Origin of the sequence: Burkholderia cepacia (assembly GCF_029962485.1) — a bacterium.
Lineage (GTDB): Bacteria > Pseudomonadota > Gammaproteobacteria > Burkholderiales > Burkholderiaceae > Burkholderia.
This window is the reverse complement of the sequence record NZ_CP073637.1, coordinates 2,357,030-2,382,841: the sequence shown is the minus strand read 5'-3', so window position 1 is coordinate 2,382,841 and position 25,812 is coordinate 2,357,030. Positions and strand designations below refer to the sequence as shown.

The 25,812-nt window shown below is 67.6% G+C and carries 23 protein-coding genes; 15 read left to right on the top strand and 8 right to left on the bottom strand.

The window, feature by feature from the left end:
• Positions 1-20 precede the first annotated feature (20 nt).
• From hscA to iscX, 3 genes are all read left to right on the top strand, one after another.
• The gene (hscA, locus tag KEC55_RS11125) at positions 21-1,889 is read left to right on the top strand and encodes a Fe-S protein assembly chaperone HscA (RefSeq protein WP_282505521.1); all 1,869 of its coding nucleotides are present in this window, start codon (positions 21-23) and stop codon (positions 1,887-1,889) included.
• A 90-nt stretch (positions 1,890-1,979) separates the two neighbouring features.
• A complete protein-coding gene (gene fdx, locus KEC55_RS11120; protein WP_006478392.1) occupies positions 1,980-2,321 on the top strand; it encodes an ISC system 2Fe-2S type ferredoxin in 342 nt (113 codons plus the stop codon).
• A 19-nt stretch (positions 2,322-2,340) separates the two neighbouring features.
• Positions 2,341-2,550, top strand: coding sequence for a Fe-S cluster assembly protein IscX (gene iscX, locus KEC55_RS11115; RefSeq protein WP_021157676.1), 210 nt, complete (start codon positions 2,341-2,343; stop codon positions 2,548-2,550).
• 147 nt (positions 2,551-2,697) lie between these two features.
• Here iscX and KEC55_RS11110 read toward each other — a convergent pair whose 3' ends face one another.
• The 5 genes from KEC55_RS11110 to KEC55_RS11090 all read right to left on the bottom strand — a co-directional run bounded on the left by KEC55_RS11110 (position 2,698) and on the right by KEC55_RS11090 (position 9,424).
• Positions 2,698-3,429, bottom strand: coding sequence for a glycine zipper 2TM domain-containing protein (locus KEC55_RS11110; protein ID WP_282505520.1), 732 nt, complete (start codon positions 3,427-3,429; stop codon positions 2,698-2,700).
• Positions 3,430-3,775: 346 nt separating this feature from the next.
• The gene (gene lysS / locus KEC55_RS11105; protein ID WP_282505519.1) at positions 3,776-5,302 is read right to left on the bottom strand and encodes a lysine--tRNA ligase; all 1,527 of its coding nucleotides are present in this window, start codon (positions 5,300-5,302) and stop codon (positions 3,776-3,778) included.
• 73 nt (positions 5,303-5,375) lie between these two features.
• Positions 5,376-6,480 (bottom strand): peptide chain release factor 2 gene (gene prfB, locus KEC55_RS11100; RefSeq protein WP_124455448.1). Its coding sequence is split into 2 segments (ribosomal slippage): positions 5,376-6,398 and positions 6,400-6,480, totalling 1,104 coding nucleotides; the frame shifts between segments, so codons are not numbered across the junction.
• A 155-nt stretch (positions 6,481-6,635) separates the two neighbouring features.
• Positions 6,636-8,333 carry a single-stranded-DNA-specific exonuclease RecJ gene (gene recJ, locus KEC55_RS11095; RefSeq protein ID WP_282505518.1) on the bottom strand — a complete coding sequence of 566 codons (1,698 nt, stop codon included), beginning with the start codon at positions 8,331-8,333 and terminating at the stop codon, positions 6,636-6,638.
• Between the two features lie 14 nt (positions 8,334-8,347).
• A complete protein-coding gene (locus KEC55_RS11090) occupies positions 8,348-9,424 on the bottom strand; it encodes a regulator (protein WP_282505517.1) in 1,077 nt (358 codons plus the stop codon).
• A gap of 150 nt (positions 9,425-9,574) precedes the next feature.
• Here KEC55_RS11090 and KEC55_RS11085 point away from each other — a divergent pair, with 150 nt between their 5' ends.
• The 9 genes from KEC55_RS11085 to ftsB all read left to right on the top strand — a co-directional run bounded on the left by KEC55_RS11085 (position 9,575) and on the right by ftsB (position 20,726).
• Positions 9,575-10,828 carry a lipoprotein-releasing ABC transporter permease subunit gene (locus KEC55_RS11085; RefSeq protein WP_175829644.1) on the top strand — a complete coding sequence of 418 codons (1,254 nt, stop codon included), beginning with the start codon at positions 9,575-9,577 and terminating at the stop codon, positions 10,826-10,828.
• On the top strand, positions 10,821-11,579 hold the full coding sequence (gene lolD / locus KEC55_RS11080) for a lipoprotein-releasing ABC transporter ATP-binding protein LolD (protein WP_415877928.1): 759 nt from the start codon (positions 10,821-10,823) through the stop codon (positions 11,577-11,579). Before KEC55_RS11085 ends, lolD begins: the two co-directional genes overlap by 8 nt.
• 68 nt (positions 11,580-11,647) lie before the next feature.
• Complete coding sequence (locus KEC55_RS11075; protein ID WP_282505516.1) at positions 11,648-12,436, top strand: TatD family hydrolase; 789 nt, start codon at positions 11,648-11,650, stop codon at positions 12,434-12,436.
• A gap of 57 nt (positions 12,437-12,493) precedes the next feature.
• Positions 12,494-14,977, top strand: coding sequence for a DNA internalization-related competence protein ComEC/Rec2 (locus KEC55_RS11070; protein WP_282505515.1), 2,484 nt, complete (start codon positions 12,494-12,496; stop codon positions 14,975-14,977).
• A 338-nt stretch (positions 14,978-15,315) separates the two neighbouring features.
• Positions 15,316-16,161 carry an alpha/beta fold hydrolase gene (locus KEC55_RS11065; RefSeq protein ID WP_282505514.1) on the top strand — a complete coding sequence of 282 codons (846 nt, stop codon included), beginning with the start codon at positions 15,316-15,318 and terminating at the stop codon, positions 16,159-16,161.
• A gap of 157 nt (positions 16,162-16,318) precedes the next feature.
• On the top strand, positions 16,319-17,971 hold the full coding sequence (locus tag KEC55_RS11060; protein WP_282505513.1) for a CTP synthase: 1,653 nt from the start codon (positions 16,319-16,321) through the stop codon (positions 17,969-17,971).
• Between the two features lie 3 nt (positions 17,972-17,974).
• Complete coding sequence (gene kdsA / locus KEC55_RS11055) at positions 17,975-18,829, top strand: 3-deoxy-8-phosphooctulonate synthase (protein WP_047898480.1); 855 nt, start codon at positions 17,975-17,977, stop codon at positions 18,827-18,829.
• A 106-nt stretch (positions 18,830-18,935) separates the two neighbouring features.
• Entirely contained in the window at positions 18,936-20,219 is a 1,284-nt protein-coding gene (eno, locus tag KEC55_RS11050; protein ID WP_011352544.1) for a phosphopyruvate hydratase, read from the top strand.
• Positions 20,220-20,300: 81 nt separating this feature from the next.
• Positions 20,301-20,726 carry a cell division protein FtsB gene (ftsB, locus tag KEC55_RS11045; protein ID WP_027784847.1) on the top strand — a complete coding sequence of 142 codons (426 nt, stop codon included), beginning with the start codon at positions 20,301-20,303 and terminating at the stop codon, positions 20,724-20,726.
• An 86-nt stretch (positions 20,727-20,812) separates the two neighbouring features.
• Here ftsB and KEC55_RS11040 read toward each other — a convergent pair whose 3' ends face one another.
• From KEC55_RS11040 to KEC55_RS11030, 3 genes are all read right to left on the bottom strand, one after another.
• Positions 20,813-21,169 carry a hypothetical protein gene (locus tag KEC55_RS11040; protein ID WP_282505512.1) on the bottom strand — a complete coding sequence of 119 codons (357 nt, stop codon included), beginning with the start codon at positions 21,167-21,169 and terminating at the stop codon, positions 20,813-20,815.
• A 134-nt stretch (positions 21,170-21,303) separates the two neighbouring features.
• Positions 21,304-22,254: an Hsp33 family molecular chaperone HslO gene (hslO, locus tag KEC55_RS11035; protein ID WP_282505511.1), complete on the bottom strand. Its 951-nt coding sequence runs from the start codon at positions 22,252-22,254 to the stop codon at positions 21,304-21,306.
• Positions 22,255-22,279: 25 nt separating this feature from the next.
• Positions 22,280-22,804, bottom strand: a complete 525-nt coding sequence (locus KEC55_RS11030; protein WP_176047450.1) for a gamma carbonic anhydrase family protein — start codon at positions 22,802-22,804, stop codon at positions 22,280-22,282.
• A 143-nt stretch (positions 22,805-22,947) separates the two neighbouring features.
• On the opposite strand from KEC55_RS11030, the gene KEC55_RS11025 reads away from it, so the two are divergent.
• From KEC55_RS11025 to KEC55_RS11015, 3 genes are all read left to right on the top strand, one after another.
• Positions 22,948-23,805, top strand: coding sequence for a ferritin-like domain-containing protein (locus tag KEC55_RS11025; protein WP_282505510.1), 858 nt, complete (start codon positions 22,948-22,950; stop codon positions 23,803-23,805).
• A 142-nt stretch (positions 23,806-23,947) separates the two neighbouring features.
• Positions 23,948-24,838: an alpha/beta fold hydrolase gene (locus KEC55_RS11020; RefSeq protein WP_176047448.1), complete on the top strand. Its 891-nt coding sequence runs from the start codon at positions 23,948-23,950 to the stop codon at positions 24,836-24,838.
• Between the two features lie 82 nt (positions 24,839-24,920).
• Positions 24,921-25,751, top strand: coding sequence for a 3',5'-nucleoside bisphosphate phosphatase (locus tag KEC55_RS11015; RefSeq protein WP_282507516.1), 831 nt, complete (start codon positions 24,921-24,923; stop codon positions 25,749-25,751).
• The last annotated feature ends 61 nt before the right edge of the window (positions 25,752-25,812 follow it).

Here is a 25,812-nt window from a genome sequence, read left to right as displayed (position 1 = left end):
GAGCGCCCGAACGAACCAAGATGGCTTTACTGCAAATTTCCGAACCGGGCATGGCGCCGGCGCCGCACCAGCGGCGACTCGCCGTCGGGATCGATCTCGGCACCACGAACTCGCTCGTCGCGGCCGTGCGCAACAGCGTGCCCGAAGTGCTGCCGGACGAAGCGGGCCGCATGCTGCTGCCGTCGGTGGTGCGCTACCTCGAGAAGGGCGGCCGTCGCATCGGCCACGAAGCGAAGGAGCAAGCCGCCACCGATCCGCGCAACACGATCGTGTCGGTCAAGCGCTTCATGGGCCGCGGCAAGGCCGAGGTCGAAGGTGCGGCAAACGCACCGTACGAATTCGTCGATGCGCCGGGCATGGTGCAGATCCGTACGATCGACGGGGTGAAAAGCCCGGTCGAAGTGTCGGCCGAAATTCTCGCGACGCTGCGCTATCGCGCCGAGGATTCGCTCGGTGACGATCTGGTCGGCGCGGTGATCACGGTGCCCGCATATTTCGACGACGCGCAGCGTCAGGCGACCAAGGATGCCGCGCGCCTCGCGGGCCTCAACGTGCTGCGCCTGCTGAACGAACCGACTGCCGCGGCGATTGCCTACGGCCTCGACAACGGGGCCGAAGGCCTCTACGCGGTGTACGACCTCGGCGGCGGCACGTTCGACCTGTCGGTCCTGAAGCTGACGAAGGGCGTGTTCGAAGTGCTGGCCGCAGGCGGCGATTCCGCGCTCGGCGGCGACGATTTCGACCATGCGCTGTTCGATCACGTGCTCGCGCAGGCCGGCATCGACGCGAAGACGCTGGCGCCCGAAGACGTGCGCCTGCTGCTCGACCGTGTGCGTGTGCTGAAGGAAGCGCTGTCCGCCGCGCCGCAAGCGTCGCTGGATGTCACGCTGTCGGGCGGTGCGCACCTCGTACAGACGATTACGCATGACACGTTCGCGTCGCTCGTCGAGCCGCTCGTGCAGCGTACGCTCTCGCCGACCCGCAAGGCGTTGCGCGACGCGCAGGTCACGCCGGCCGACATCAAGGGTGTCGTGCTGGTCGGCGGCGCGACGCGCATGCCGGTGATCCGCGACGCGGTCGCGAAATATTTCGGCCAGCCGCCGCTCGTGAACCTCGATCCGGATCAGGTCGTCGCGCTCGGCGCGGCGATCCAGGCCGACCTGCTCGCGGGCAATCGCGGTACCGGCGACGACTGGCTGCTGCTCGACGTGATTCCGCTGTCGCTCGGCGTCGAGACGATGGGTGGCCTCGTCGAGAAGATCATTCCGCGCAACTCGACGATTCCGATCGCGCGTGCGCAGGAATTCACGACCTTCAAGGACGGCCAGACCGCCATGGCGATCCACGTCGTGCAGGGCGAGCGTGAGCTCGTCGCCGACTGCCGGTCGCTCGCGCGCTTCGAGCTGCGCGGCATTCCGCCGATGACGGCCGGCGCAGCGCGCATTCGCGTGACCTATCAGGTCGATGCGGACGGCCTGCTGTCGGTGTTCGCACGCGAACAACTGTCGGGCGTCGAGGCGTCGGTCGTCGTGAAGCCGTCGTACGGCCTCGCCGACGACGACATCGCGAAGATGCTCGAGGACAGCTTCAAGACGGCCGAAATCGACATGCGCGCCCGCGCGCTGCGCGAAGCGCAGGTCGAGGCCGAGCGGATGCTCGAGGCGACACAGGCTGCGCTGGCGGCCGACGGCGAACTGCTCGATGCCAACGAGCGTACGCAGGTCGATGCGCTTGCTGCCGCGCTGCGCGCGGTCGCGCAGGGCGACGATACGAACGCGATCGAAGCGGCGACCAAGTCGCTGGCCGACGGCACCGACGAATTCGCGGCGCGCCGGATGGACAAGAGCATCAAGCGCGCGCTGTCGGGCCGCCGGCTCGACGAGATCTGAACTTGCGAACCGCGCATCGGCCGGCGACGGTCTGCGCGAGATAATGAACCGTGCGGCGCCTGGCGCCGCACCCTGACTGACGGAACGGACATGCCTCAACTGGTAGTGCTGCCTCACGTCGAACTGTGTCCGGATGGCGCAGTGATCGACGCGACGCCCGGCAAGAGTATCTGCGACAACCTGCTCGATCACGGGATCGAGATCGAGCACGCATGCGAGAAGTCGTGCGCATGCACGACGTGCCACGTGGTGATCCGCGAGGGCTTCAACGATCTGACGCCGTCCGAGGAGGACGAAGACGATCTGCTGGACAAGGCGTGGGGCCTCGAGCCGACGTCGCGCCTGTCGTGCCAGGCGATCGTGAAGGAAGATTCGGACCTGGTGGTCGAGATTCCGAAGTACTCGATCAACCACGCGAAGGAAAACCACTGACCTAAACCGGAGGCAGGCGATGAAATGGACCGATTCGCGTGAAATAGCCATTGCGCTGGCGGACAAGCACCCGGACATCGACCCGCAGCGGATCAATTTCGTCGACCTGCGCCAGTGGGTGCTCGAACTCGACGGCTTCGACGATGATCCCAAGCACTCCGGCGAGAAGATCCTCGAAGCGATCCAGGCACACTGGATCGACGAATCGGATTTCGACGACGAGGACTGACCGACCGGGCACCGCGTGTGCCGCACTGGCGCGTACGGCACCAATGAAAAAAACGGCTCGTGAGCACCTGCTCACGAGCCGTTTTTGTTTTCAGGCCGCTTGCCCGCGCACGACACGCGGGCAGGGGGCACCGATGCGATCAGGCGATTACGCGCCGACCAGCGTGCCGTTCTCGATCCGCACGCGCTGGCCCTGGCCGAACGGCGGCGGGTTGTGGTACGTGAACGTGCGCGTCGCGCCGCTCTCCATCTGCACTTGCACCTGATAGTCGGTTTCCGCGCGCACCTGCTTCTCGACCTGGTTGCCGGCGAGACCGCCGCCCAGCGCGCCGATGATCGTCATCGCGGTGCGGCCGTTGCCATGACCGAACTGGTTGCCGAGCAGGCCGCCGGCCGCAGCACCGCCCACGGCGCCGATCCCCGAGCTCTGGCCCGGCGTGCGCGACTGCGAAATCGCGACGACCGTGCCGCAGCTCTGGCAGTAGGTCTGGGCCGGCGCCGACGGCTGTTGCGCGTATTGTGGCGGCTGCGGTGCCGTCGTATGACGGCGGTGCACCGGCGCTGCCGGACGCGGCGCGGGCTTCGGCTCGGCCTGCGCGACGGCAGCCTTCTGCTGCGCGGCGGCCTGTTCGGCTGCCTGCTGCTGTGCTTGCGCGGCCAATGCCGCACTGGCGGCCGCGGCCGTATCGACGGCCGGCTGCGATGCGATCAGCGCAGCCTGGGTCTGGCCGTTCTGTGCGTTGCTGCTGCTCGCCTTCGGGAACACGCCCGTGATCGCGGCTGTCGCCGCGAGGCTGGCGACGATGACGGCGCCGGCTGCGGTGGCGATGAGCGGGTGGAGGCGTTGCTTTTGCGGCGTGGTCTGATTCTGGTTGTCCATTTTTTTCTCCGATGTCGATCCCGGTCGGCACTGCGGGCCGGGCCGGATCCCACGCTCGGGAGCGAGCAGACCGGGCGTTCCTGCGCCTGGTTCTGGTCCCGTGGTCATGCGTGGTGACGCAACAGGAGTGTCGTCCAGCGGCGTGCGGCGCACCGTATCAAGGTGTAACGAATTGCAGCGGGGCGCTGGCGGTCGTGACCGGGAAAACCCGGAGAAGGCCGTCGCGACGAGGGAATAAAACGGGGAGGGATCGAAAGCCGGCGAACGCGGGCTGATGGGATTTACGCGTCGTTACAAAGCTGACGCGTGCGCGCCGCAGGGCGCGGCGCACACGCGGGCGCGGCGATCAGTCTTCGCGGCGCAGGTGGGGGAACAGCAGCACGTCGCGGATCGTCGGGCTGTCGGTCAGCAGCATCACGAGACGGTCGATGCCGATCCCGCAGCCGCCGGTCGGAGGCATCCCGTACTCGAGCGCGCGGATGTAGTCGGCGTCGAAGAACATCGCCTCCTCGTCGCCCGCATCCTTCTGCTCGACCTGCTTCTTGAAGCGTGCGGCCTGGTCTTCCGGATCGTTCAGCTCCGAGAAGCCGTTCGCGATTTCGCGGCCGGTCATGAACAGCTCGAAGCGCTCGGTGATGCCCGGCACCGTATCCGATGCGCGTGCGAGCGGCGACACCTCGACCGGGTAGTCGATGATGAACGTCGGTTCCCACAGCTGCGCTTCGGCCGTTTCCTCGAACAGCGCGAGCTGCAGCGCGCCGATGCCCGCGTTCAGGAACGCCGGCTGCGACACGTCGACGCCGAAGCGCTTCAGTTCGGTGCGCAGGAACGCGTCGTCCGACAGCTGGCCGGCGGTGTAGTCCGGTGCGTACTTCTGGATCGCCTGCGTGATCGTCAGGCGATGGAACGGCTTCGCGAGGTCGAGCTCACGGCCTTGATACTGGATCGTCGCGGTGCCGAGCGCATCGATTGCCGCCTGGCGGATCAGTTGCTCGGTGAAGTCCATCAGCCAGCGGTAGTCGGTGTACGCGGCGTAGAACTCCATCATCGTGAATTCCGGGTTGTGACGCGGCGACACGCCTTCGTTCCGGAAGTTACGGTTGATCTCGAACACGCGTTCGAAGCCGCCGACGATCAGGCGCTTCAGGTACAGCTCCGGCGCGATGCGCAGGAACATCTGCATGTCGAGCGCATTGTGATGCGTGACGAACGGCTTCGCCGCCGCGCCGCCCGGGATCGGGTGCAGCATCGGCGTTTCGACTTCCATGAACTCGGCGTTGTCCATGAACTTGCGGATCGACGCGATCGTCTTCGTGCGGGCGCGGAACGTGTCGCGCGTTTCCGGCGTGACGATCAGGTCGACGTAGCGCTGGCGGTAGCGCATTTCCTGGTCGGACAGGCCGTGGAACTTGTCCGGCAGCGGACGCAGCGCCTTCGACAGCAGGCGCAGCTCCTTGCACTGGACCGACAGCTCGCCCTTGTTGGTGCGGAACAGCACGCCGCGCGCGGCGACGATGTCGCCGAGGTCCCACTTCTTGAATGCGTCGTAGGTTTCGGCGCCGACGTCGTTGGGCGTCACGAAGAACTGGATCTGGCCCGAACCGTCCTGCACCGTCGCGAAGCTCGCCTTGCCCATCACGCGCTTGAGCATCATGCGGCCGGCCACCGACACCTCGACCGGGTTCGCTTCGAGCGCGGCCTTGTCCGACTCGGCGAATTTCGCCTGCAGGTCGGCTGCGTGGTGCTCGGGCCGGAAATCGTTCGGGTAGGCGACGCCTTGCTCGCGCAGGGCGCGCAGCTTCTCGCGGCGCTCGGCGATGATCTGGTTTTCGTCCGCCGTGACGGCGGGCTGCGTTTGGGTCGGTTCGGTCATGATGGTCGGAATTCGGAGTGGGTGCGGCAACGCAAACGGGAAGGGCGGCGCGGGCCAGGCCGCGCCGCGGCGCTTACACGCCCTGTTTGAGGCTGGCGCTGATGAAGTCGTCGAGATCGCCGTCGAGCACCGCACGCGTGTTGCTCATTTCGACGTTCGTACGCAAGTCCTTCACGCGGCTCTGGTCGAGCACGTACGAGCGGATCTGGTGGCCCCAGCCCACATCGGTCTTGCTCGATTCGAGCTTGTCCTGTTCGGCCTGGCGCTTGCGCATCTCGACTTCGTACAGGCGCGACTTCAGCATCGCCATCGCTTCTGCGCGGTTGCGGTGCTGCGAGCGGTCGTTCTGGCACTGCACGACGATACCGGTCGGCATGTGCGTGATCCGCACCGCGGAGTCGGTCTTGTTGATGTGCTGACCGCCCGCGCCCGATGCGCGGTACGTGTCGATGCGCAGGTCGGCCGGGTTGATCTCGACTTCGATCGAGTCGTCGATTTCCGGATAGACGAACACCGACGAGAACGACGTGTGGCGGCCGCCCGACGAGTCGAACGGCGATTTGCGCACGAGACGGTGGATGCCCGTTTCGGTGCGCAGGAAGCCGTATGCGTATTCGCCCGTGACCTTGACCGTCGCGTTCTTGATGCCGGCGACGTCGCCGTCGGACTCTTCGAGCACCTCGGCCTTGAAGCCCTTGCGCTCGCAGTAGCGCAGGTACTGGCGCAGCAGCATCGATGCCCAGTCGCACGCCTCGGTGCCACCGGCGCCGGCCTGGATGTCGATGAAGCAGTTGTTCGGGTCGGCCGGGTTCGAGAACATCCGGCGGAACTCGATGTCGCCGACACGCGCTTCGAGCTTCGCGGCGTCTTCTTCCGACGCGAGGAGCGTGTCCTCGTCACCTTCCTCGCGCGCCAGCTCGAACAGGTCGAGCGCGTCGCGCAGGTCGCCATCCAGCGCGGTCAGCGTCGTGACGACGCCTTCGAGCAGCTTCTTCTCGCGACCGAGCGCCTGGGCGTTCTTCGAATCGTTCCAGACGTTCGGGTCTTCGAGTTCCTTGTTGACTTCGGTCAGACGCGCAGCTTTGGCGTCGTAGTCAAAGATACCCCCGAAGCTCGCCCGCGCGGTTGCGCAGGTCGAGCAGGGAGCTTTCGATCGCGTTGAGACGTTCCGCTTCCATGATCGTTCGCTATTCTTGCTTCGTAAAAAAGCGGAATTATAGCCGATCGGCAGGGTTGCCCGGTGACGCAAACGGTGCGCGCACGTGTGCCGCGGCCCCATCCGGCGTGGCGCACATGCCGGGGCGGGCGCGGTAGCGGGCCGGGGAGGGCGCGCTCAGCCGGCTGCGTGCTCGACGATGAGCTGGACGCGCGTGACGCCGTTCCACGTGTCGGCGACGAGCCGGTACGCGACCAGCGCGCTCTCGGGCAGCGGTTCGGTGTGGTTGAACCAGATCGCATTGAAGCGCTGGCGGCCGCGCGCAAGCTGCAGCTTCAGGTGCTTCTCCTTCACGAGCGATTGCGACACGACGTCGAATTCGCCCGAGAAAAGCGGGGCCGGAAAACCTTGCCCCCACACGGCCTCGTCGAGCAGGCCGACGAACTGCGGCGTGAAGTACGCGTCCTCGAGTTCGCCGTCGGTCTCGATCACGCGGGCGAGCGCGTCGTCGGACAGCCATTCGCGCGCGACGGCCTCGAACGCGGCCGCGAAGCGCGGCACGTTCTCGGTGTCGAGCGTGAGGCCGGCCGCCATCGCGTGGCCGCCGAATGCGACGATCAGGTCCGGTTCGCGCTTCGACACGAGGTCGAGCGCGTCGCGCAGGTGGAAGCCGGCGATCGACCGGCCCGAACCCTTGACCCGCTTGCCTTCTTCGTCGGCGTGCGCGAACGTGAACGACGGGCGGTGGAATTTTTCCTTGAGCCGGCCGGCGACGATGCCGATCACACCCTGGTGCCACTCGGGATTGAACAGCGTGATCGTGCACGCGTCGGCCGGGTCGACGTCGGCGAGATCGGCGAGCGCCTGCTGCTGCATGCCGGCCTCGATCTCGCGGCGTTCGCGGTTCATCACGTCGAGCTGCTGGGCGAGGTCCCACGCGCGGCCGATGTCGTCGGTGATCAGGCACTCGATGCCGAGCGACATGTCGGACAGCCGCCCGGCGGCGTTCAGGCGCGGGCCGAGGCCGAAGCCGAGGTCGAAGCCCGACGCGGTGCGCGCTTCACGCGCGGCGGCGCGGAACAGTGCGGCGATGCCCGGTTGCATGCGGCCGTTGCGGATGCGCTGCAGCCCCTGCGCGACCAGCACGCGGTTGTTGCCGTCGAGCCGCACGACGTCGGCGACGGTGCCGAGCGCGACGAGGTCGAGCAGCCCGTCGAGGCGCGGCTCGGCTTCCTTGCTCGCGAATGCGCCGCGGCGGCGCAGCTCGGCGCGCAGCGCGAGCAGCACGTAGAACATCACGCCGACGCCGGCGAGGTGCTTGCTCGGGAACGCGCAGCCGGGCTGGTTCGGGTTGACGATCGCGCGGGCGGTGGGCAGTGCGTCGCCGGGCAGGTGGTGGTCGGTCACGAGCACGTCGATGCCGCGGGCGTTCGCGGCGTCGACGCCCGCGACGCTCGCGATCCCGTTGTCGACGGTGATCAGCAGGTCGGGCTTGCGCGCGGCGGCGAGTTCGACGATTTCGGGCGTGAGGCCGTAGCCGTATTCGAAGCGGTTCGGCACCAGGTAGTCGATCTGCGCGCCGAACATCCGCAGGCCGCGCACCGCGACCGCGCAGGCGGTCGCGCCGTCGCAGTCATAGTCGGCGACGACGAGCAGGCGTCGCTTGTCGGCGATCGCGTCGGCGAGCAGCGACGCCGCATCGGCGCAGCCCTTCAGTTCGGTGGGCGGGACGAGGCGCGCAAGTGCGGTCTCGATGTCGGCGGGCGACTGCACGCCGCGCGACGCATACAGGCGCGCGAGAACGGGGTGCAGGCCGTGGCGCGCGAGCACTTCGGCGTCGGCGGGCGCGACGGGGCGGGTAACGATCCGGGTCATACGCAGTGGGTGGGTTATTCGAACAGGGAGGCGATCGCACGGCGGCGCCAGAACTTGCGCAGGTCGCCGCGCGTCGCGTGCAGCGTCACGGAGCTCGTGTCGCCGCACAGCGTGACATCGACGCTCGACAATGCGCCGTTCTGCAGCGCGGCGAGGGCCGGCGCGAACCAGTCGCGCTCGAGCGCGACGAGCCCGTCGTGCCAGCGCGCCCAGTCCTGCTCGATGAACGGCGTGGTCAGCGCCGGCAGTTCGACGAGCGTTGCGCCGTCGGCGGCGGGCAGCGCGCCGAACGTCGCGGGCGGGCTGCCGGCTTCGGTTTGCGCGGCGCGCGCGAGGCCGAGCGCCGCGGGCGACGCCGACAGCACGCGCGCGAACGGCTTGCCGACCGGCTTCAGCGTCCCCTGTGCATGGAACCAGATCGAATTGACGGCCGGTAGCCCGCGCGCTTCGCGAGCGTCGTTGACCGGGTGCTGGAACCACGCCATCTGCACTTCGTTCTGGAGTTTCATCCACATCCGCGAGCGTTCGCCGGTATGGGCTTCGTGCGGCAGCCAGATCTCGATGTTGCGGCCGCTTGCGCGCAGCGGTGCGGCGCCGGCCAGCCGGGTGAGCTGGTCGCTCGACAGGTACCAGCGCGCCGGGTTCGGCGCTTCGAGCCGTACACCGAGCTCCTCGATCAGCGGTCGCGCGACCGCGAGCAGCGCGGCTGCGTCACCTTCGTCGAGCGCGAGGGCGGCCGGGTCGACGAGCACCAGGTGATCGTGCGCGATTTCGACGTGCACGGGCTCGACGCACGCCCACGCTTGCGTGCCGGGATCGCCGCCGTCCGCCAGCAACATGTAGGGCGCGAGCGGCGCCTCGTCCGCCGCGTTGCCCTGGGTCGCGCCGAACTGGCGTGCCAGCCAGCGCTCGTGCGGCAGTGTGCGCTGGAAGTCCTCGCCGGCCACGCGCTCGACGAGGCTGGCGCGGGCGAGCAACTTTTCGAGCGCGGGGCTGTCCAGCGTGTGCAGGGACGAGGCCGCATCGGCCGCCGACGGCAGCGCGAACGGAACGAGAAAATGGAGGCGTCGGTCGTGCATGATGGTGCGCATTGTATGGCAAACTGCGCGCGTGATCGGGCCGGCTGACGGCCCGTTCGCGTCCGGCGGCCGTTTTTCGACCGTGCCCGGGCCGGTGGCCGCCACCGGGCGGCGGGCCGGCCGCGGGGCGCCTCCCCGCCGTAACCAGCAGAAAGGATTCGCTTGAAACTTCCGTACGAATGGCAGATCGGCTGGCGCTACACGCGCGCCGGCAAACGCACGACCGGCAACGGCTTCATTTCCTTCATCGCGCTCGTGTCGATGCTCGGGATCGCGCTCGGTGTCGCGGCGCTGATCGTCGTGCTGTCGGTGATGAACGGCTTCCAGAAGGAAGTGCGCGATCGCATGCTGTCGGTGCTCGCGCACGTCGAGGTGTTCTCGCCGACGGGCTCGATGCCCGACTGGCAACTGACCGCGCAGGAAGCGCGCCGCAATCCGTCGGTGATCGGCGCGGCGCCGTACGTCGACGCACAGGCGCTGCTCACGCGCCAAGACGCCGTGAGCGGCGTGATGCTGCGCGGCGTCGAGCCGACGCTCGAGCCGCAGGTGTCGGACATCGGCAAGGACATGAAGGCCGGCCAGCTTGCCGCGCTCGTGCCGGGTCAGTTCGGCATCGTGCTTGGCGATGCGCTCGCCGGCAACCTCGGCGTGACGGTCGGCGACAAGGTCACGCTCGTTGCGCCCGAAGGGTCGATCACGCCGGCCGGCATGATGCCGCGCCTGAAGCAGTTTACGGTCGTCGGCGTATTCGAGTCGGGCCACTACGAATACGACAGCACGCTCGCGATGATCAATATCCGCGATGCCGAGGCGCTGTTCCGGATGGTCGCGCCGACCGGCGTGCGGCTGCGTCTGAAGGACATGCAAAAGGCGCCGGACGTGGCGGTCGAGCTGTCGCATACGCTGTCGGGCAGCCTGTACATCCGCGACTGGACCCAGCAGAACAAGACCTGGTTCTCGGCCGTGCAGATCGAGAAGCGGATGATGTTCATCATCCTTACGCTGATCATCGCGGTGGCCGCGTTCAACCTCGTGTCGTCGCTCGTGATGACGGTGACCAACAAGCAGGCCGACATCGCGATCCTGCGCACGCTCGGCGCGCAGCCGGGGTCGATCATGAAGATCTTCGTCGTGCAGGGCGTGACGATCGGCTTCGTCGGCACCGCGTCGGGCGTCGCGCTCGGCTGTCTGATCGCGTGGAGCATCCCGTGGCTGATCCCGATGATCGAGCACCTGTTCGGCGTGCAGTTCCTGCCGCCGTCGGTGTACTTCATCAGCGAGCTGCCGTCCGAACTCGTCGCGAGCGACGTGATCCGGATCGGGCTGATCGCGTTCGCGCTGTCGGCCGTCGCGACGCTCTATCCGAGCTGGCGCGGCGCGAAGGTGAAGCCGGCGGAGGCGCTCCGTTATGAATGACCGCGCGACCGCATTGGCGGATTCACGACAACACAACAGACAGGATTCGGCTGGTATGCAGGAATACGTGCTTCAGGCGCGCGGGATCACGAAGGCGTTCGTGCAGGGCGGCTTCAACGTGCAGGTGCTCAACAACACCGAGCTGACGGTGCGGCGCGGCGAGAAGCTCGCGGTCGTCGGCGCGTCGGGCTCCGGCAAAAGCACGCTGCTGCACGTGCTCGGCGGGCTCGACGAGCCGAGCGCGGGCGAGGTGTCGCTGCTCGGCAAGCCGTTTACGCAACTCGCCGAGCGCGAGCGCAACGAGCTGCGCAATCGTGCGCTCGGTTTCGTCTATCAGTTCCATCACCTGCTGCCCGAATTCACCGCGCTCGACAACGTCGCGATGCCGCTGCGCATCCGCCGGATGACGACCGAGGCCGCGCGTGCCGAGGCGCAGACGATGCTCGAGCGCGTCGGTCTCGGCCCGCGTGCGAAGCACCGGCCGGGCGAGCTGTCGGGCGGCGAGCGGCAGCGCGTCGCGATCGCGCGTGCGCTGGTCACGAAACCCGCGTGCGTGCTCGCCGACGAGCCGACCGGCAACCTCGACGGTACGACGGCCGACACGGTGTTCAACCTGATGCTCGAACTGTCCGAGACGCTCGAAACGAGTTTCGTGATCGTCACGCACGATCCCGATCTCGCCGCGCGCTGCGACCGCATCATGCGGTTGCGCGACGGCGTGCTGTACGAGGAGCCGGCGCTGCCGGTGTAAGAAGCGAACGCTTTCGGGCTGCTGCCGGGCGCGTCCCGGCGCGGCGCGAGGGCGCAGGACATGCCGCCATGTGGATCGACACGCACTGCCATCTCGATGCCGCCGAGTTCGACGCCGACCGCGACGCGGTCGCGCACGCGGCGCGCGCGGCCGGCGTGTCGCGCATCGTGATCCCGAGCATCGGGCGCGACAACTTCACGACGGTGCGCGAACTCGCGCAACGCACGCCGGGCGCCGTCTATGCGCTCGGCATCCATCCTATGTATACGCCGCAGGCGCGTGACGAGGATCTCGACCGCCTGCGCATGGAAATCGAGGCGAGCCTCGACGATCCGCGCTTCGTTGCGATCGGCGAGATCGGCCTCGACTATTTCGTGCCGGGGCTCGACGAAGACCGGCAGCAGTTCTTCTATCAGGGGCAGCTCAAGCTGGCGCGCGAATTCGACCTGCCCGTGCTGTGTCACGTGCGCAAGTCGCAGGACCGCGTGCTCGCCGGGCTGCGCCGTTTCGGCGTGCGGCGCGGCATCGCGCATGCGTTCAACGGCAGTTTCCAGCAGGCCGAAGCGTATCTCGCGCAAGGGCTGCATCTCGGCTTCGGCGGCAACGTGACGTTCACGCGAGCGCTGCAGATCCGCCGGCTTGCCGCGGAGTTGCCACTCGACGCGCTCGTCGTCGAGACCGACGCACCCGACATCGCGCCCGAATGGGCGTACAAGTCCCGCAACACGCCCGACCAGGTGCCGCGCATCGGCGACGTGCTCGCCGAACTTCGCGGGCTCGACGCCGGTGCCGTGTCCCTATGCACTTCGGCTAACGCGCTCGCCGCGCTGCCGCGACTCGCACTTTCGTCCGCATAATCGTTGCCGGAACGCGCCGCATTCGTCATCGCGGCGCCAGGTCGACGAGGAGGTGGAATGCGCGTGGCGTGGATCGCGTTCGCGCTCGGCGTCGTCGTGATGCAGCGGCAGGCGGCGTTGCCGGGCGCGATCGCATGGGTGGCCGGGGTGGCCATGCTCGCCGGATGCGCGGCGCTGGGTGCGTGGTGCATGCGTCGACGGCGTACGCGTACGACGGCCGCACTCGGCTGGATGCTGTGCGCGCTCGCGGCCTGCGTCGCGGGATTCGGCTACGCGGCCGTGCGCGCCGAATGGCGGCTGGGCGACAGCTTGCCGGCGGAATGGGAAGGGCGCGACATCGTCGTCACGGGCGTGATCAGGGGGCTGCCCGTCGTCGACGAGCGCGGCGCGCGGCTGCTGTTCGCGGTCGAGTCGAACGATGCGGGGCTGGTCCGTTTTCCGCCGTTGATCCGGCTGTCGTGGCGCACGTACGGCAGGCCCGCGACACGCGAAGCGCTGCCCGACCTGCGCGCCGCACAGCGCTGGCGTTTCGTCGTGCGCCTGAAGCGGCCGCATGCGGAGGCCAATCCCGGCGTGCGCGACAGCGAGGCGGCGTGGCTCGCGGCGGGCATTCGTGCCATCGGGTACATCGGCGCACCACGGCGGGCGGCATTGCTCGACGCGCGCGCATCGGGATGGCGTGCGTCGATCGATCGGCTGCGCGACGCGCTGCGGGCCCGTATCGGCGAGACGCTCGGTGTCGACGCGGCGCATCGCGGGATCGTCGCCGCGCTGGCGATCGGCGACCAGTCGGGCATCGGCGACGACGATTGGCGCGTCCTGCGCAACACCGGCACGAGCCACCTGGTCGCGATTTCCGGCCTGCATGTCGGGTTGGTCGGCGCGATCGCGGGCGGGCTCGTGTCGATGGTCTGGCGCCGGCTGCGCTGGCGCGCGCGGGCCGCGACGCTCGTGTTGCCTGCACAGTACGCGGCCGCGCTTGCCGCCCTGGTGGCCGCGGCCGGTTATGCGGCGCTCGCCGGCTTCAACGTGCCGGCGCAGCGCGCGTGGTGGATGATCGCGGGCGGCGGCATCGCGTATCTGGCCGGACGCAGCGTGCCGACGTCGGCGGTGCTGTGCACGGCGCTCGGCGGCGTGCTGCTCGCCGATCCGTGGGCGGTGCTGTCGGCCGGGTTCTGGCTGTCGTTCGGTGCGGTCGCCGTGATCCTGCTGGCGGTTGCCGGCTGGCGCGCGGTGCGGGAGGCGAACGCGGAAGACGACGGGGGCGACGGCGCGGCCGGCTTGTCGAGCCGGTTGCGCGCGTGGGGCATGCGCGCGGGACGTCGTATCGCCGAGGCCACGCGCGTGCAGTACGCGGTGACGATCGGCCTCGCGCCGCTCACGGCCGCCTGGTTTGCGCAGATTTCGCTGTCGGGCCCGTTCGGCAATGCATTCGCGATTCCGTGGGTCAGCTCGGTCGTGACGCCGGTCGTGCTGGCCGGCATCGCGCTGCCCGCGCCACTCGACGCGTATGCGTTTCGGCTCGCGCACGCGGCGCTCGAACCGATGATGACGCTGCTCGGGCACCTCGCCGACTGGCCGGCTGGCGTGTTCTGGCTGCCGATGCCCGACTGGCCGGTGCTCGCGCTGGCCTGCGTGGGTGTCGTGTGGGCGCTGATGCCGCGCGGCTGGCCGTTGCGCTGGGCGGCGCCGCTCACGTGGCTGCCGCTCGTTGCGCCGGCGCCCGACACGCCGCCGCCGGGCGGGTTCCGTCTGACCGTGCTGGACGTCGGGCAGGGCGCGTCGGTGCTGGTTGAAACCGCGCGGCGGACCTTGCTGTTCGATGCGGGGCCGGGCGCGGAGTCGACGCATGCCGGTGCGCGGATCGTCGCGCCGGCATTGCGCTCGCGTGGCATCGCGGTAATCGATTCGCTCGTGCTCAGTCACGCGCACGCCGATCACGCGGGCGGCGCACCGGCCGTCTATGCGGCCGCCGACGTGCGCCAGTTGCTGGCGGGCATTCCGCCAAAGAGCGGACTGTGGCGCGATGCGACGGCCGCCGGCGTGGCGGACCGGCTGCCGTGCGCGGCCGGGCAGCGCTGGACCTGGGACGGCGTCGTGTTCACGATGCTCTGGCCGTCGGGCGGCCCGGACACGGGCTCGTCGAACGGGCAGTCGTGCGTGCTACGCATCGATGCGGGTGGGACGTCCGCGCTGCTGACGGGCGACATCGAAGCGCCCGCCGAACGCCGGCTCGTGAGCGCCGCGCGCGACGCGCTGGCCGCCCAGATCCTGGTCGTGCCGCACCACGGTAGCCGCACGTCGTCGGTCGAGCCTTTCCTCGATTCGGTCGGGCCGCGTGTCGCGGTATTTCCTGTAGGCTATCGCAATCGTTTCGGGCATCCGCACCGGAGCGTCCTCGCACGCTACGAGGCGCGCGGGATTCCGCTGCCGCGCACCGATCGCGACGGCGCCATACGGTTCGACGTCGCGCCGGCCGATGGCGGGTTCGCATTCGTGCGTTATCGCGACGAGCGGCGCCGGTACTGGATGGACCGGTGAGTGCGGCGAAGGCCGGCGTATCAGGCAAGAAAACGCGGGGCCGGCGGGTAAAGTGCCGAAGCAGGGCCTCGGCAGAAAATGAATCACGGGAGCGGAGCAATGCCGAAGCATCCACTCCGGTCGACCGCGAAGCACGGGACGGGAGCAAGTGCTCAGGCACCCACTCCCGTCGACCGCGAAGCATGGGACGAGAGTAAGTGCTCAGGCATCCACTCCCGTCGACCGCGAAGCATGGGACGAGAGTAAGTGCTAAAGCACCAACTCTCGTCGACCGCGAAGCATGGGACGAGAGTAAGTGCTAAAGCACTAACTCTCGTCGACAAAGGAGACAACGGCGTTTGAAGGACATCCTCCACTTCTCGCATGCGAACGGCTTCCCGGCGTCGACGTATCGGACGATCTTCGCCGAACTGGCCGACGACTACGAGCTGCGCTACATCGAACGGATCGGCCACGACCGCCGCTATCCGGTGACGCGCGACTGGCCGCACCTCGTCGAGCAGCTGCTCGACGACATCGGCAGGCGCTACGAGCGCCCGGTATGGCTCGTCGGCCATTCCCTCGGCGGCTACCTGTCGCTGATGGCCGCGCTGAAGAAGCCGCAATGGGTGCGCGGCGTCGTGATGATCGATTCGCCGATCATCGCGGGCTGGCGTGCCGGCGCACTGCGCGCGAGCCAGTGGGCGGGGCTCGACGAGCGGCTGTCGCCAGCCGCCGCGACGCGCAACCGGCGCACGCGCTGGGTCAGCCGAGACGAAGTCTGGCGGCACTTCCGCGAGAAGCCGGCGTTCGCGCGCTGGGACGAACGGATGCTGGCCGACTACATCGACTACGGGATTCCGCAGGCCGGCGCCGACGGCGAGCGGGCGCTCGCGTTCGACCGCCAGGTCGAGTATCTGATCTACCGTACACTGCCGCACACGATCGGCCCGCGGCTCGCGCACGGCGCGCCGGTGCCGCTCGGTTTCCTCGCCGGCACGCGTTCGCGCGAGGTGCGGCAGGTCGGGCTCGACGCGACGCGGCGCGCGGCGCGCGGCCGCGTCGAGTGGCTCGAAGGCAGTCACCTGTTCCCGATGGAGCGGCCGCTCGAGACCGCCCGCGCATTGCAGCGGATGCTGAATTCGCTGAAGGCGGAGGAGGGCGGCGTTTCGCAGGTCAGCGCGCCGCTCGCGAAGCGCGCCTGACGCGTCGCGCGGGCCGCCGCGCGTCGACCGGCCGGCCGGTTTGCCCCGGCGCGCGCGGCTGGCGCGGGTCGGCGCGAAAGGGCGCGATCATCGCGCCAATTGCTGAGAGAAGGGCGGGCTTTACGGTATAATCCGTTTTTCCCGCGAGCATCCAGCGATGACCAAATATGTTTTCGTCACCGGCGGCGTAGTTTCTTCCCTTGGCAAGGGTATTGCCGCCGCTTCCCTCGCCGCGATCCTAGAATCGCGCGGTCTGAAAGTCACCCTCCTCAAACTCGATCCGTACATCAACGTCGACCCCGGCACGATGAGCCCGTTCCAGCACGGCGAAGTGTTCGTGACGGAAGACGGAGCGGAGACCGACCTCGACCTCGGCCACTATGAGCGCTTCATCAGCACGAAGATGCGCAAGGCCAACAACTTCACGACCGGCCAGATCTACGAATCGGTGATCCGCAAGGAACGCCGCGGCGACTATCTCGGCAAGACCGTGCAGGTCATTCCGCACATCACGAACGAAATCCAGGCGTTCATCGAGCGCGGGGCCGCGTCGGCCACCTGCGGTGAGCCGGATGTCGCGATCGTCGAGATCGGCGGCACGGTCGGCGACATCGAGTCGCTGCCGTTCCTCGAGGCTGCGCGCCAGATGAGCCTGCGTCTCGGTCGCAACAGCGCGTGCTTCGTGCACCTGACGCTGGTGCCGTACGTCGCGACGGCCGGCGAGCTGAAGACGAAGCCGACCCAGCACAGCGTGCAGAAGCTGCGCGAGATCGGCATCCTGCCGCACGTGCTGCTGTGCCGTGCCGACCGCCGCATCCCCGACGACGAATCGAAGAAGATCTCGATGTTCTCGAACGTGCCGGAAGACGCCGTGATCTCGGTGTGGGACGCCGACAGCATCTACAAGATTCCGCAGATGCTGCACGACCAGGGCCTCGACCGCATCATCTGCGAGGAGCTGAAGCTGTCGCCGAAGGACGCCGATCTGAGCATGTGGTCGGCGCTCGTCGAGAAGCTCGAGAACCCGAAGCACGAAGTGACGATCGGCATGGTCGGCAAGTACGTCGATCTGACCGAGTCGTACAAATCGCTGATCGAGGCGCTGCGCCACGCATCGCTGCACACGTCGACCAAGGTCAACATCGAGTACATCGACTCGGAAGAGATCGAGGCGAACGGTGTCGACAGCCTGAAGCATCTCGACGCCGTGCTGGTGCCGGGTGGTTTCGGCCGTCGCGGCACGGAAGGCAAGATCGCGGCGATCCGCTATGCGCGCGAAGCCAAGGTGCCGTATCTCGGCATCTGCCTCGGCATGCAGCTCGCGGTGATCGAATTCGCGCGCGACGTCGTCGGCCTGAAGCAGGCGAACAGCACGGAATTCGAGCCGGACACGCCGGAACGCGTGGTCGCGCTGATCACCGAGTGGTATGACCGCGACGGCAAGGTCGAGACGCGCACCGAGGAATCCGACCTCGGCGGCACGATGCGCCTCGGTTCGCAGCGCTGCCCGATCAAGCCGGGCACGATGGCGGAAGAAATCTATGGCAAGGACGTGAACGAACGCCATCGCCACCGTTATGAAGTCAATAACCGCTTCGTGCCCCAGCTCGAAGCCGGCGGCCTTATCATCAGCGCCCGTACCCCGAGCGAGGATCTGCCGGAAATGATGGAGCTGCCGCGTTCGATGCACCCGTGGTTCGTCGGCGTCCAGTTCCACCCGGAATTCACGTCCACGCCGCGTGACGGTCATCCCCTCTTCAAGTCGTTCGTCGAAGCTGCGCTCGCCAACAAGCAAGCGCACGGAGTGTAAAGCATGAAGCTGTGCGATTTCGAGGTCGGTCTCGACAAGCCTTTCTTCCTGATCGCGGGTACCTGCGTCGTCGAATCGGAGCAAATGACGATCGACACGGCGGGCCGCCTGAAGGAGATCTGCGAGAAGCTGAACGTTCCGTTCATCTACAAGTCGTCCTACGACAAGGCGAACCGCAGCTCGGGCAAGTCGTTCCGTGGCCTCGGAATGGACGAAGGCCTGCGGATCCTGTCCGAGGTGAAGCGCCAGCTCGGCTTGCCGGTGCTGACCGACGTGCATTCGATCGACGAGATCGAGCAGGTCGCGTCGGTGGTCGACGTGCTGCAGACGCCGGCGTTCCTGTGCCGCCAGACCGACTTCATCCACGCGTGCGCGCGCTCGGGCAAGCCCGTCAACATCAAGAAGGGCCAGTTCCTTGCGCCGCACGACATGAAGAACGTGATCGACAAGGCGCGCGACGCGGCACGTGAAGCGGGGCTGTCGGAAGACCGCTTCATGGCGTGCGAGCGCGGCGTCTCGTTCGGCTACAACAATCTCGTGTCGGACATGCGTTCGCTCGCGATCATGCGCGAGACGAACGCGCCGGTCGTGTTCGACGCGACCCACTCGGTGCAGTTGCCGGGCGGGCAGGGCACGAGCTCGGGCGGCCAGCGCGAATTCGTGCCGGTGCTCGCGCGTGCGGCGGTCGCGACGGGTGTCGCCGGCCTCTTCATGGAAACGCACCCGAATCCGGCGGAAGCGAAGTCGGACGGCCCGAACGCGGTGCCGCTGAACCGGATGGGTGCGCTGCTGGAGACGCTGGTCACGCTCGACCAGGCGGTGAAGCGCAATCCGTTCCTGGAAAACGATTTCAATTAAAGATCGAATGAACCTTGCGACGGCTTCGCGCGTCTGTAGCGAAAGCGGTTCAGGCGTGCGCGCCGTCGCAGTTTGAAGAATCCATCGTCATTCTCAGAGGAAACCCATGAGTGCCATCGTAGATATCATCGGCCGCGAGATTCTGGATTCGCGCGGCAACCCCACCGTCGAATGCGACGTGCTGCTCGAATCGGGCACGATGGGCCGCGCGGCGGTGCCGTCGGGCGCGTCCACCGGCTCGCGTGAAGCGATCGAACTGCGCGACGGCGAAGCCGGCCGCTACAACGGCAAGGGCGTGCTGAAGGCAGTCGAGCACATCAACACCGAAATCTCCGAAGCCATCATGGGCCTCGACGCGTCGGAACAGGCGTTCCTCGACAAGACGCTGCTCGAGCTGGACGGCACCGACAACAAGTCGCGCCTCGGCGCGAACGCGATGCTGGCCGTGTCGATGGCCGTGGCGAAGGCCGCTGCCGAAGAGGCAGGCCTGCCGCTGTACCGCTACTTCGGCGGCTCGGGCGCGATGCAACTGCCGGTGCCGATGATGAACATCGTCAACGGCGGCGCGCACGCGAACAACAGCCTCGACATCCAGGAATTCATGATCGTCCCGGTCAGCCAGCCGACGTTCCGTGAAGCCCTGCGTTGCGGCGCGGAAGTGTTCCACGCGCTGAAGAAGATCCTGAGCGACCGCGGCATGAGCACGGCAGTCGGCGACGAAGGCGGCTTCGCACCGAACTTCGGCAGCAACGACGAGTGCCTGTCGACGATCCTGCAGGCGATCGAGAAGGCCGGCTACCGCGCGGGCGAAGACGTGCTGCTCGCGCTCGACTGCGCGGCATCCGAGTTCTACCACGACGGCAAGTACCAGCTCGCGGGCGAAGGCCTGCAACTGTCGTCGGCCGAATTCACCGACTACCTCGCGACGCTCGCCGACAAGTTCCCGATCGTGTCGATCGAGGACGGCATGCACGAAAGCGACTGGGAAGGCTGGAAGCTGCTGACCGACCGCCTCGGCAAGAAGGTGCAGCTGGTCGGCGACGACCTGTTCGTCACGAACACGCGCATCCTCAAGGAAGGCATCGAGAAGGGCATCGCGAACTCGATCCTCATCAAGATCAACCAGATTGGTACGCTGACCGAAACGTTCGCGGCGATCGAAATGGCGAAGCGCGCGGGCTACACGGCCGTGATCTCGCACCGCTCGGGCGAAACGGAAGATTCGACGATCGCGGACATCGCGGTCGGCCTGAATGCCGGTCAGATCAAGACGGGTTCGCTGTCGCGCAGCGACCGCATCTCGAAGTACAACCAGTTGCTGCGCATCGAGGAAGATCTCGGCGACATCGCAAGCTACCCGGGTAAATCGGCTTTCTATAACCTGCGCTAACGCGCTACTATCGGGTTCGTCATATCGACGCCGCTCTGTGCACGTGCGCGGAGCGGCGCTTCTTATATCTGCGTCTCTTACATGCGGCTTGTCACTGTCGTCCTGATTGCCTTGCTGGCGCTCATTCAGTACCCCCTATGGTGGGGACACGGCGGCTGGCTGCGGGTGCATGAATTGCGTCAGCAGCTTGACGACCAGCTCCAGAAGAATGCGGACGAAAAGCTACGTAACGAGCGCACGGCCGGCGAAGTGCAGGATCTGCAGAGCGGCACCGCGGCCATCGAGGAGCGTGCGCGCTACGAGATGGGCATGGTGAAGGACGGCGAAGTCTTCGTGCAGTTCGTGTCGCCGAATGCGCCCGCAGGCCCGCTGAACAACACGCCGTCGAACACGTCGACGCGCGGTACCGTCTCCGCGGCGCCGGTGCGTGTCGTACCGAACCCGCAGTCGATTGCGAAGCCGTCGCGGCATCATGGCGGCGACAAGGGCAAGGCCGCGCATCACTGATCGCGATACCTCGAACCCATTGAAAAAGCGCGGGAAATACCGCGCTTTTTTATTTCTTGCCAGTCGTCAATCGTTCGATTGACCGCTCACCACCACCAGCCCGGGTAGCCGTAGCTGATACCCGTTCCCCAGCGATTTCCCCATCCGCCGTAGTACCCGCCGTAGACGGTCACGGGCGGTGGCGAGTAGTACGCCCATGCGCGTGCGGCTGCCTCGGCCGCGATGGCGCTGTTCTGTTCGCGCAGCACCTGCTGGTCGATCTCGTCGTAGCGCTTGCGTTCGGCGCTCGAGAGCGCGGGCGGCTGGCCACCCGACGCGCCCGGCTCGGGCAGGCGGCTCAGGATCGTGGACGTCGGCGGCGGCATCGCGCAGCCGGCGAGCGCGAGCGTGCCGGCGGCGGCGCTCATCAGGATGAGGGTGCGAAACGGGCGGAGGCGATTCATGTGTTTCTCCTGCAGCGCGCCGACGGCGGGAAGTGGCGTGCACCGAAGGCCGAGCCTCCGGTGCCTGAGCCGTGCGTGCGGCGCTCGTGCGTCATTATGCGCCCGTGCCCGGATGGCGGGCACGAGCACGCCGCTCAGTGACGCTGGTCGGTTGCCGGCGCGATGCCGGTCTCGACGCCGGGTGCCGCGAACAACTGCGCGACGTCGACGGGATCGAACTCGTAGCGCTGGTTGCAGAACTCGCAGTGGATCTCGACGTGGCCGCGCTCGACGATCACGCTGTCGACTTCGTCGCGACCGAGCATGCGCAGCATCGCGCCCACCTTCTCGCGCGAGCACGAGCACTGGAAGCGCGTGCCGGCCGGTTCGAAGTGCTGCACGTTTTCCTGCCAGAACAGCCGGCGGAACACGACTTCCGGTTCGACCTCGAGCAGTTCCTTGGCGGACAGCGTGCCGCCGAGCGTGCAGACGCGCTCCCACGTGTCGATATCGGTTTCGGCGTTGCGTGGCACGATGCCGCCGTCGCCCGGCAGCTTCTGCAACAGCATGCCGACCGCGCGGTCGCGATCGGCCGCGAGCCACAGCCGCGTATCGAGCTGCTCAGAGTGATGCATGTAGTGCTCGAGCACCTGCGACACCGACTCGAGCGGGCCGTCGACGCCGTTCAGCGGCACGATGCCCTGGTACGGCTGCTGGCCCGGCAGCTTGTCGGCCGGGTCGAGCGTGATCACGCAACGGCCGTGGCCGCTCGCGTTGACGAGCGACGCGAAGCTGGTGTCGTCGCCGATCGTTTGCGCCGAGTCGCCGGCGAACTTCGCGGTGGCCCGCATCGACAGATCCGAACCGCACTGGACGACCAGCATCTGGACCGGCCCGTCGCCGAAGATCTGCATGATCAGGGTGCCGTGAAATTTCAGGTTCGCGGACAGCAGCGCGCACGCGGCCATCATCTCGCCGAGCACCGTGCGCACGGGGGCAGGGTAGTCGCGGCGGGCGAGCACTTCCTGCCACGTATTGCGCAGCGAAACGATCTCGCCGCGCACGGGCGCCGCATTGAACATGAATTTCTGTAACTGGTCGCTCACTCTTCTTCCTTGAAATCCGCGCGAATCACCCGATCCGCACGAGTTGCTCCTTGAAATGCGCGCGCCGCTCGACATACGTCTTCGCGTTTGCGCGCAGCCGCGCGATGTCTTCCGCCGACAGCTCGCGCACGACTTTCGCCGGTGCGCCGAGAATCAGCGAGTTGTCCGGGAACGTCTTGCCTTCCGTCACGACCGCGCCTGCGCCAACCAGACAGTTGCGGCCGATGACCGCACCATTCAAGACCACCGCCTGAATCCCGATCAGCGAACCTTCGCCGATCGTGCAGCCGTGCAGCATCGCCTGGTGCCCGATCGTCACGTTTTCGGCAATCGTCAGCGGAAAGCCCGGGTCCGTGTGCAGGACCGCGCCTTCCTGGACGTTGCTGCCGGCGCCAACGGCAATGGTTTCGTTGTCGCCGCGAATCGTCGCGCCAAACCACACGCTCGCGTTCTCCTCGAGGACGACCTTGCCGATGATGGCCGCCGTGTCGGCGACGAATACGCTTTCGTGGATCGTCGGGGCCGTCTCGCCCAGTTTGTAGATCGTCACGGAGTCTCCTTGTCTCTTCGATGATGGGCGCCGGTAGAATGGCGCGTCCGGTTTGCCCGGCGCATGGCGCCGTGGAGCAAACGCATATTGTAAACCGTCGCGTGCATATGCTCCCGCGATGCGTACGCAAGGTGTCCCCGTTTATGAGCATGGAGTCTTCGTCTTCCGGCGCTACGCCGGCCTGTGTGCGCCGCGTGGCGCTCGACGCGCTGCGCCTTTCCGAACCGGCGGCGAAGGCCGCGCGGGTGCGCGCGTTGCACGATGCGCTGCGGGCCGGGCAGGCCGCGATCGCGCCGTCGCTCGCGCTGCCTGAACCGGCCGACCTGCCCGGACGTCCTGCCCGTCCGCCGCTCGTCGAGCCGCGCCAGCTCGAACGGCGCAGCATGCGTTCGCCCGAGGGGCGCGCGGTGCTGCTGCACGCGCTTGCCCATATCGAATTCAACGCGATCAACCTGGCGCTCGACGCGGTCTGGCGCTTCGCGGGCCAGCCGGACGCGTTCTATGCGGACTGGCTGAAGGTCGCGGCCGAGGAGGCCTATCACTTCACGCTGCTGTCCGACCAGCTGGCGGCATTCGGGCATCTGTACGGCGATTTTCCCGCGCACAACGGACTGTGGGAGATGTGCGAGCGGACCAAGGACGACGTGCTGGCACGCATGGCGCTCGTGCCGCGCACGCTCGAGGCTCGCGGGCTCGACGCATCGCCGCCGATCCGCGCGCGGCTCGTGCAGGCGGGCGACGACGCGTCGGCCGCGATCCTCGACGTGATTCTGCGCGACGAGGTCGGCCATGTCGCGATCGGCAACCGCTGGTTCCGGCATCTGTGCGACGCAGCCGGCCGCGATCCGGTGCCGACCTACCGGCAGCTGGCCGAGCAATACCATGCGCCGCGGCTGCGCGGCCCATTCAATTTCGATGCGCGCCGCGATGCCGGCTTCGAGCAGGCCGAACTCGACGAACTGGCCGCGCAGGACGCCGCGGACGGAAACGCGGCGCATTAGCCGGCCCGCGCACCCGGCCGACGGTGCTTCCCGGCGGCCGTCCGAATGCCACCGCTGCTAGAGCGCGGCCTCGATTGCCGAGCGCCGGAACGCAGGCGTCGCCGCTATAATCGAACGACCATTCTTTTTTTTGGCGGTTGCAATGAGTGCCTCGAGTTCTGTTTCCGATTTCGTCACGGTGCGCGGTGTCCAGTTGCATGTGCGGCGCTGGGGCCGGCCCGATGCGCCGATGCTGTTCATGCTGCATGGCTGGATGGACGTCGCGGCATCGTTCCAGTTCGTCGTCGACGCGCTCGCGGGCGACTGGCAGGTGATTGCGCCCGATGCGCGCGGCTTCGGGCTGTCCGACTGGCCGGTGGCCCGGCAGGGCGGCGGCCACTACTGGTTCCACGAATACCTGGGTGATCTCGATGCGCTGGTCGACCACTATGCGCCGGCCGGCGAAGTCAACCTGGTCGGGCACAGCATGGGCGCGAACGTCGTGTGCCTGTACGCCGGCGCCCGGCCTGAACGCGTGCGTCGCGTAGTTGATCTCGAAGGCTTCGGGCTCGCGCCTGCCCGGGCTGAACAGGCGCCGCGCCGGCTGCGCGGCTGGCTGGACGAACTGCGCGAGCCGCCGGCGTTGCGGCCGTACGCGTCCCTCGACGACGTGGCGGCGCGCCTGATCAAGACCAATCCGCGGCTCGCCCCGCGACGTGCCGCGTTCCTCGCCGAGCACTGGTCGAAGCGCGGCGACGACGGTCTCTACCACCTGCTGGCCGATCCGGCGCACAAGATGCCGGGCCCGCTGCTGTACCGGCTCGATGAAGTGATGGCTACCTGGAAGCAGGTGCGGGCGAAGGTGCTGCACGTCGAAGCCGTCAATTCGCCGACGCTCGCGCATATCGCCGGCGACATCCCGCTGCCCGAATTCAAGGCGCGCTTCGACGCGTTCCCCGACTGGCGCGAAAAGCTCGTCGAGGACGCCGGCCACATGGTGCATCACGACCAGCCCGAGCAGATCGCGGCGCTGATCGAGGCGTTCTGCGCGTAGGCGCGCGATGCGGTCGGCAGGGCAGGCGAGCGGCGCAATTGCCGCGTTGCAGTAGAATGAAGCCTTACCTGCCATGCCGACAATGAACGCCGATCTCCACTGCCATTCCAATGTTTCCGACGGGTTGCTGTCGCCTGCCGACGTCGCGCGCCGCGCGCATGCGGGCGGCGTGACCCTGTGGGCGCTGACCGATCACGATGAAATCGGCGGCCAGGCGGCGGCACGCAGCGAGGCGGAAGCGCTCGGCATGCGTTACCTGAGCGGCGTCGAGATTTCGGTCACGTGGGCGGCGCGCACCGTGCACATCGTCGGCCTGAACATCGATCCCGCGAACCCGGTGCTGGTCGACGGTCTGTATCGCACGCGCCACGGCCGCGCGGCGCGCGCGCTGGCGATCGGCGAGCAGCTTGCGACGCTCGGCATTCCCGACGCGTACGAAGGCGCGCTGAAGTACGTCTCGAATCCCGACCTGATCTCGCGCACGCACTTCGCGCGCTTTCTCGTCGAGAACGGCCACGCCGAATCGACGTCGGACGTGTTTGACCGGCTGCTCGGCGACGGCAAGCCCGGCTTCGTCCCGCATCGCTGGGCATCGCTGTCCGACGCGGTCGGCTGGATTCGCGCGGCGGGCGGCGAAGCCGTGGTCGCGCATCCGGGCCGCTACCGCTACACGCCCGTCGAATTCGACGCATTCTTCGGCGAATTCATCGATCTGGGCGGCCGCGCGATTGAAGTCATCACGGGCAGTCATACGCCCGACCAGTACCGCGAATACGCGGAGGTTGCGCGCCGCTTCGGCTTCGAAGTGTCGCGCGGCTCGGATTTCCACGCGCCGGGCGAGGGCCGTATCGAGCTCGGCAGCCTGCCGCCGTTGCCGTCCGACCTCACACCGGTCTGGGAGCGCTGGCTCTGACGCCGGGCGGCTGACCGCCGCCCGTGCTGCCGTGCGTTGCCGATTCTTCCCCCTTTACGTA

Excerpts from the sequence above, each read along its gene's own strand:
- hscA (WP_282505521.1), top strand. The coding sequence starts at position 21 with ATGGCTTTACTGCAAATTTCCGAACCGGGCATGGCGCCGGCGCCGCAC.
- fdx (WP_006478392.1), top strand. The coding sequence starts at position 1,980 with ATGCCTCAACTGGTAGTGCTGCCTCACGTCGAACTGTGTCCGGATGGC.
- iscX (WP_021157676.1), top strand. The coding sequence starts at position 2,341 with ATGAAATGGACCGATTCGCGTGAAATAGCCATTGCGCTGGCGGACAAG.
- KEC55_RS11110 (WP_282505520.1), bottom strand. The coding sequence starts at position 3,429 with ATGGACAACCAGAATCAGACCACGCCGCAAAAGCAACGCCTCCACCCG.
- lysS (WP_282505519.1), bottom strand. The coding sequence starts at position 5,302 with ATGACCGAACCGACCCAAACGCAGCCCGCCGTCACGGCGGACGAAAAC.
- recJ (WP_282505518.1), bottom strand. The coding sequence starts at position 8,333 with ATGACCCGGATCGTTACCCGCCCCGTCGCGCCCGCCGACGCCGAAGTG.
- KEC55_RS11090 (WP_282505517.1), bottom strand. The coding sequence starts at position 9,424 with ATGCGCACCATCATGCACGACCGACGCCTCCATTTTCTCGTTCCGTTC.
- lolD (WP_415877928.1), top strand. The coding sequence starts at position 10,821 with ATGAATGACCGCGCGACCGCATTGGCGGATTCACGACAACACAACAGA.
- KEC55_RS11075 (WP_282505516.1), top strand. The coding sequence starts at position 11,648 with ATGTGGATCGACACGCACTGCCATCTCGATGCCGCCGAGTTCGACGCC.
- KEC55_RS11070 (WP_282505515.1), top strand. The coding sequence starts at position 12,494 with ATGCGCGTGGCGTGGATCGCGTTCGCGCTCGGCGTCGTCGTGATGCAG.
- KEC55_RS11060 (WP_282505513.1), top strand. The coding sequence starts at position 16,319 with ATGACCAAATATGTTTTCGTCACCGGCGGCGTAGTTTCTTCCCTTGGC.
- kdsA (WP_047898480.1), top strand. The coding sequence starts at position 17,975 with ATGAAGCTGTGCGATTTCGAGGTCGGTCTCGACAAGCCTTTCTTCCTG.
- eno (WP_011352544.1), top strand. The coding sequence starts at position 18,936 with ATGAGTGCCATCGTAGATATCATCGGCCGCGAGATTCTGGATTCGCGC.
- ftsB (WP_027784847.1), top strand. The coding sequence starts at position 20,301 with ATGCGGCTTGTCACTGTCGTCCTGATTGCCTTGCTGGCGCTCATTCAG.
- KEC55_RS11040 (WP_282505512.1), bottom strand. The coding sequence starts at position 21,169 with ATGAATCGCCTCCGCCCGTTTCGCACCCTCATCCTGATGAGCGCCGCC.
- KEC55_RS11025 (WP_282505510.1), top strand. The coding sequence starts at position 22,948 with ATGAGCATGGAGTCTTCGTCTTCCGGCGCTACGCCGGCCTGTGTGCGC.
- KEC55_RS11020 (WP_176047448.1), top strand. The coding sequence starts at position 23,948 with ATGAGTGCCTCGAGTTCTGTTTCCGATTTCGTCACGGTGCGCGGTGTC.
- KEC55_RS11015 (WP_282507516.1), top strand. The coding sequence starts at position 24,921 with ATGAACGCCGATCTCCACTGCCATTCCAATGTTTCCGACGGGTTGCTG.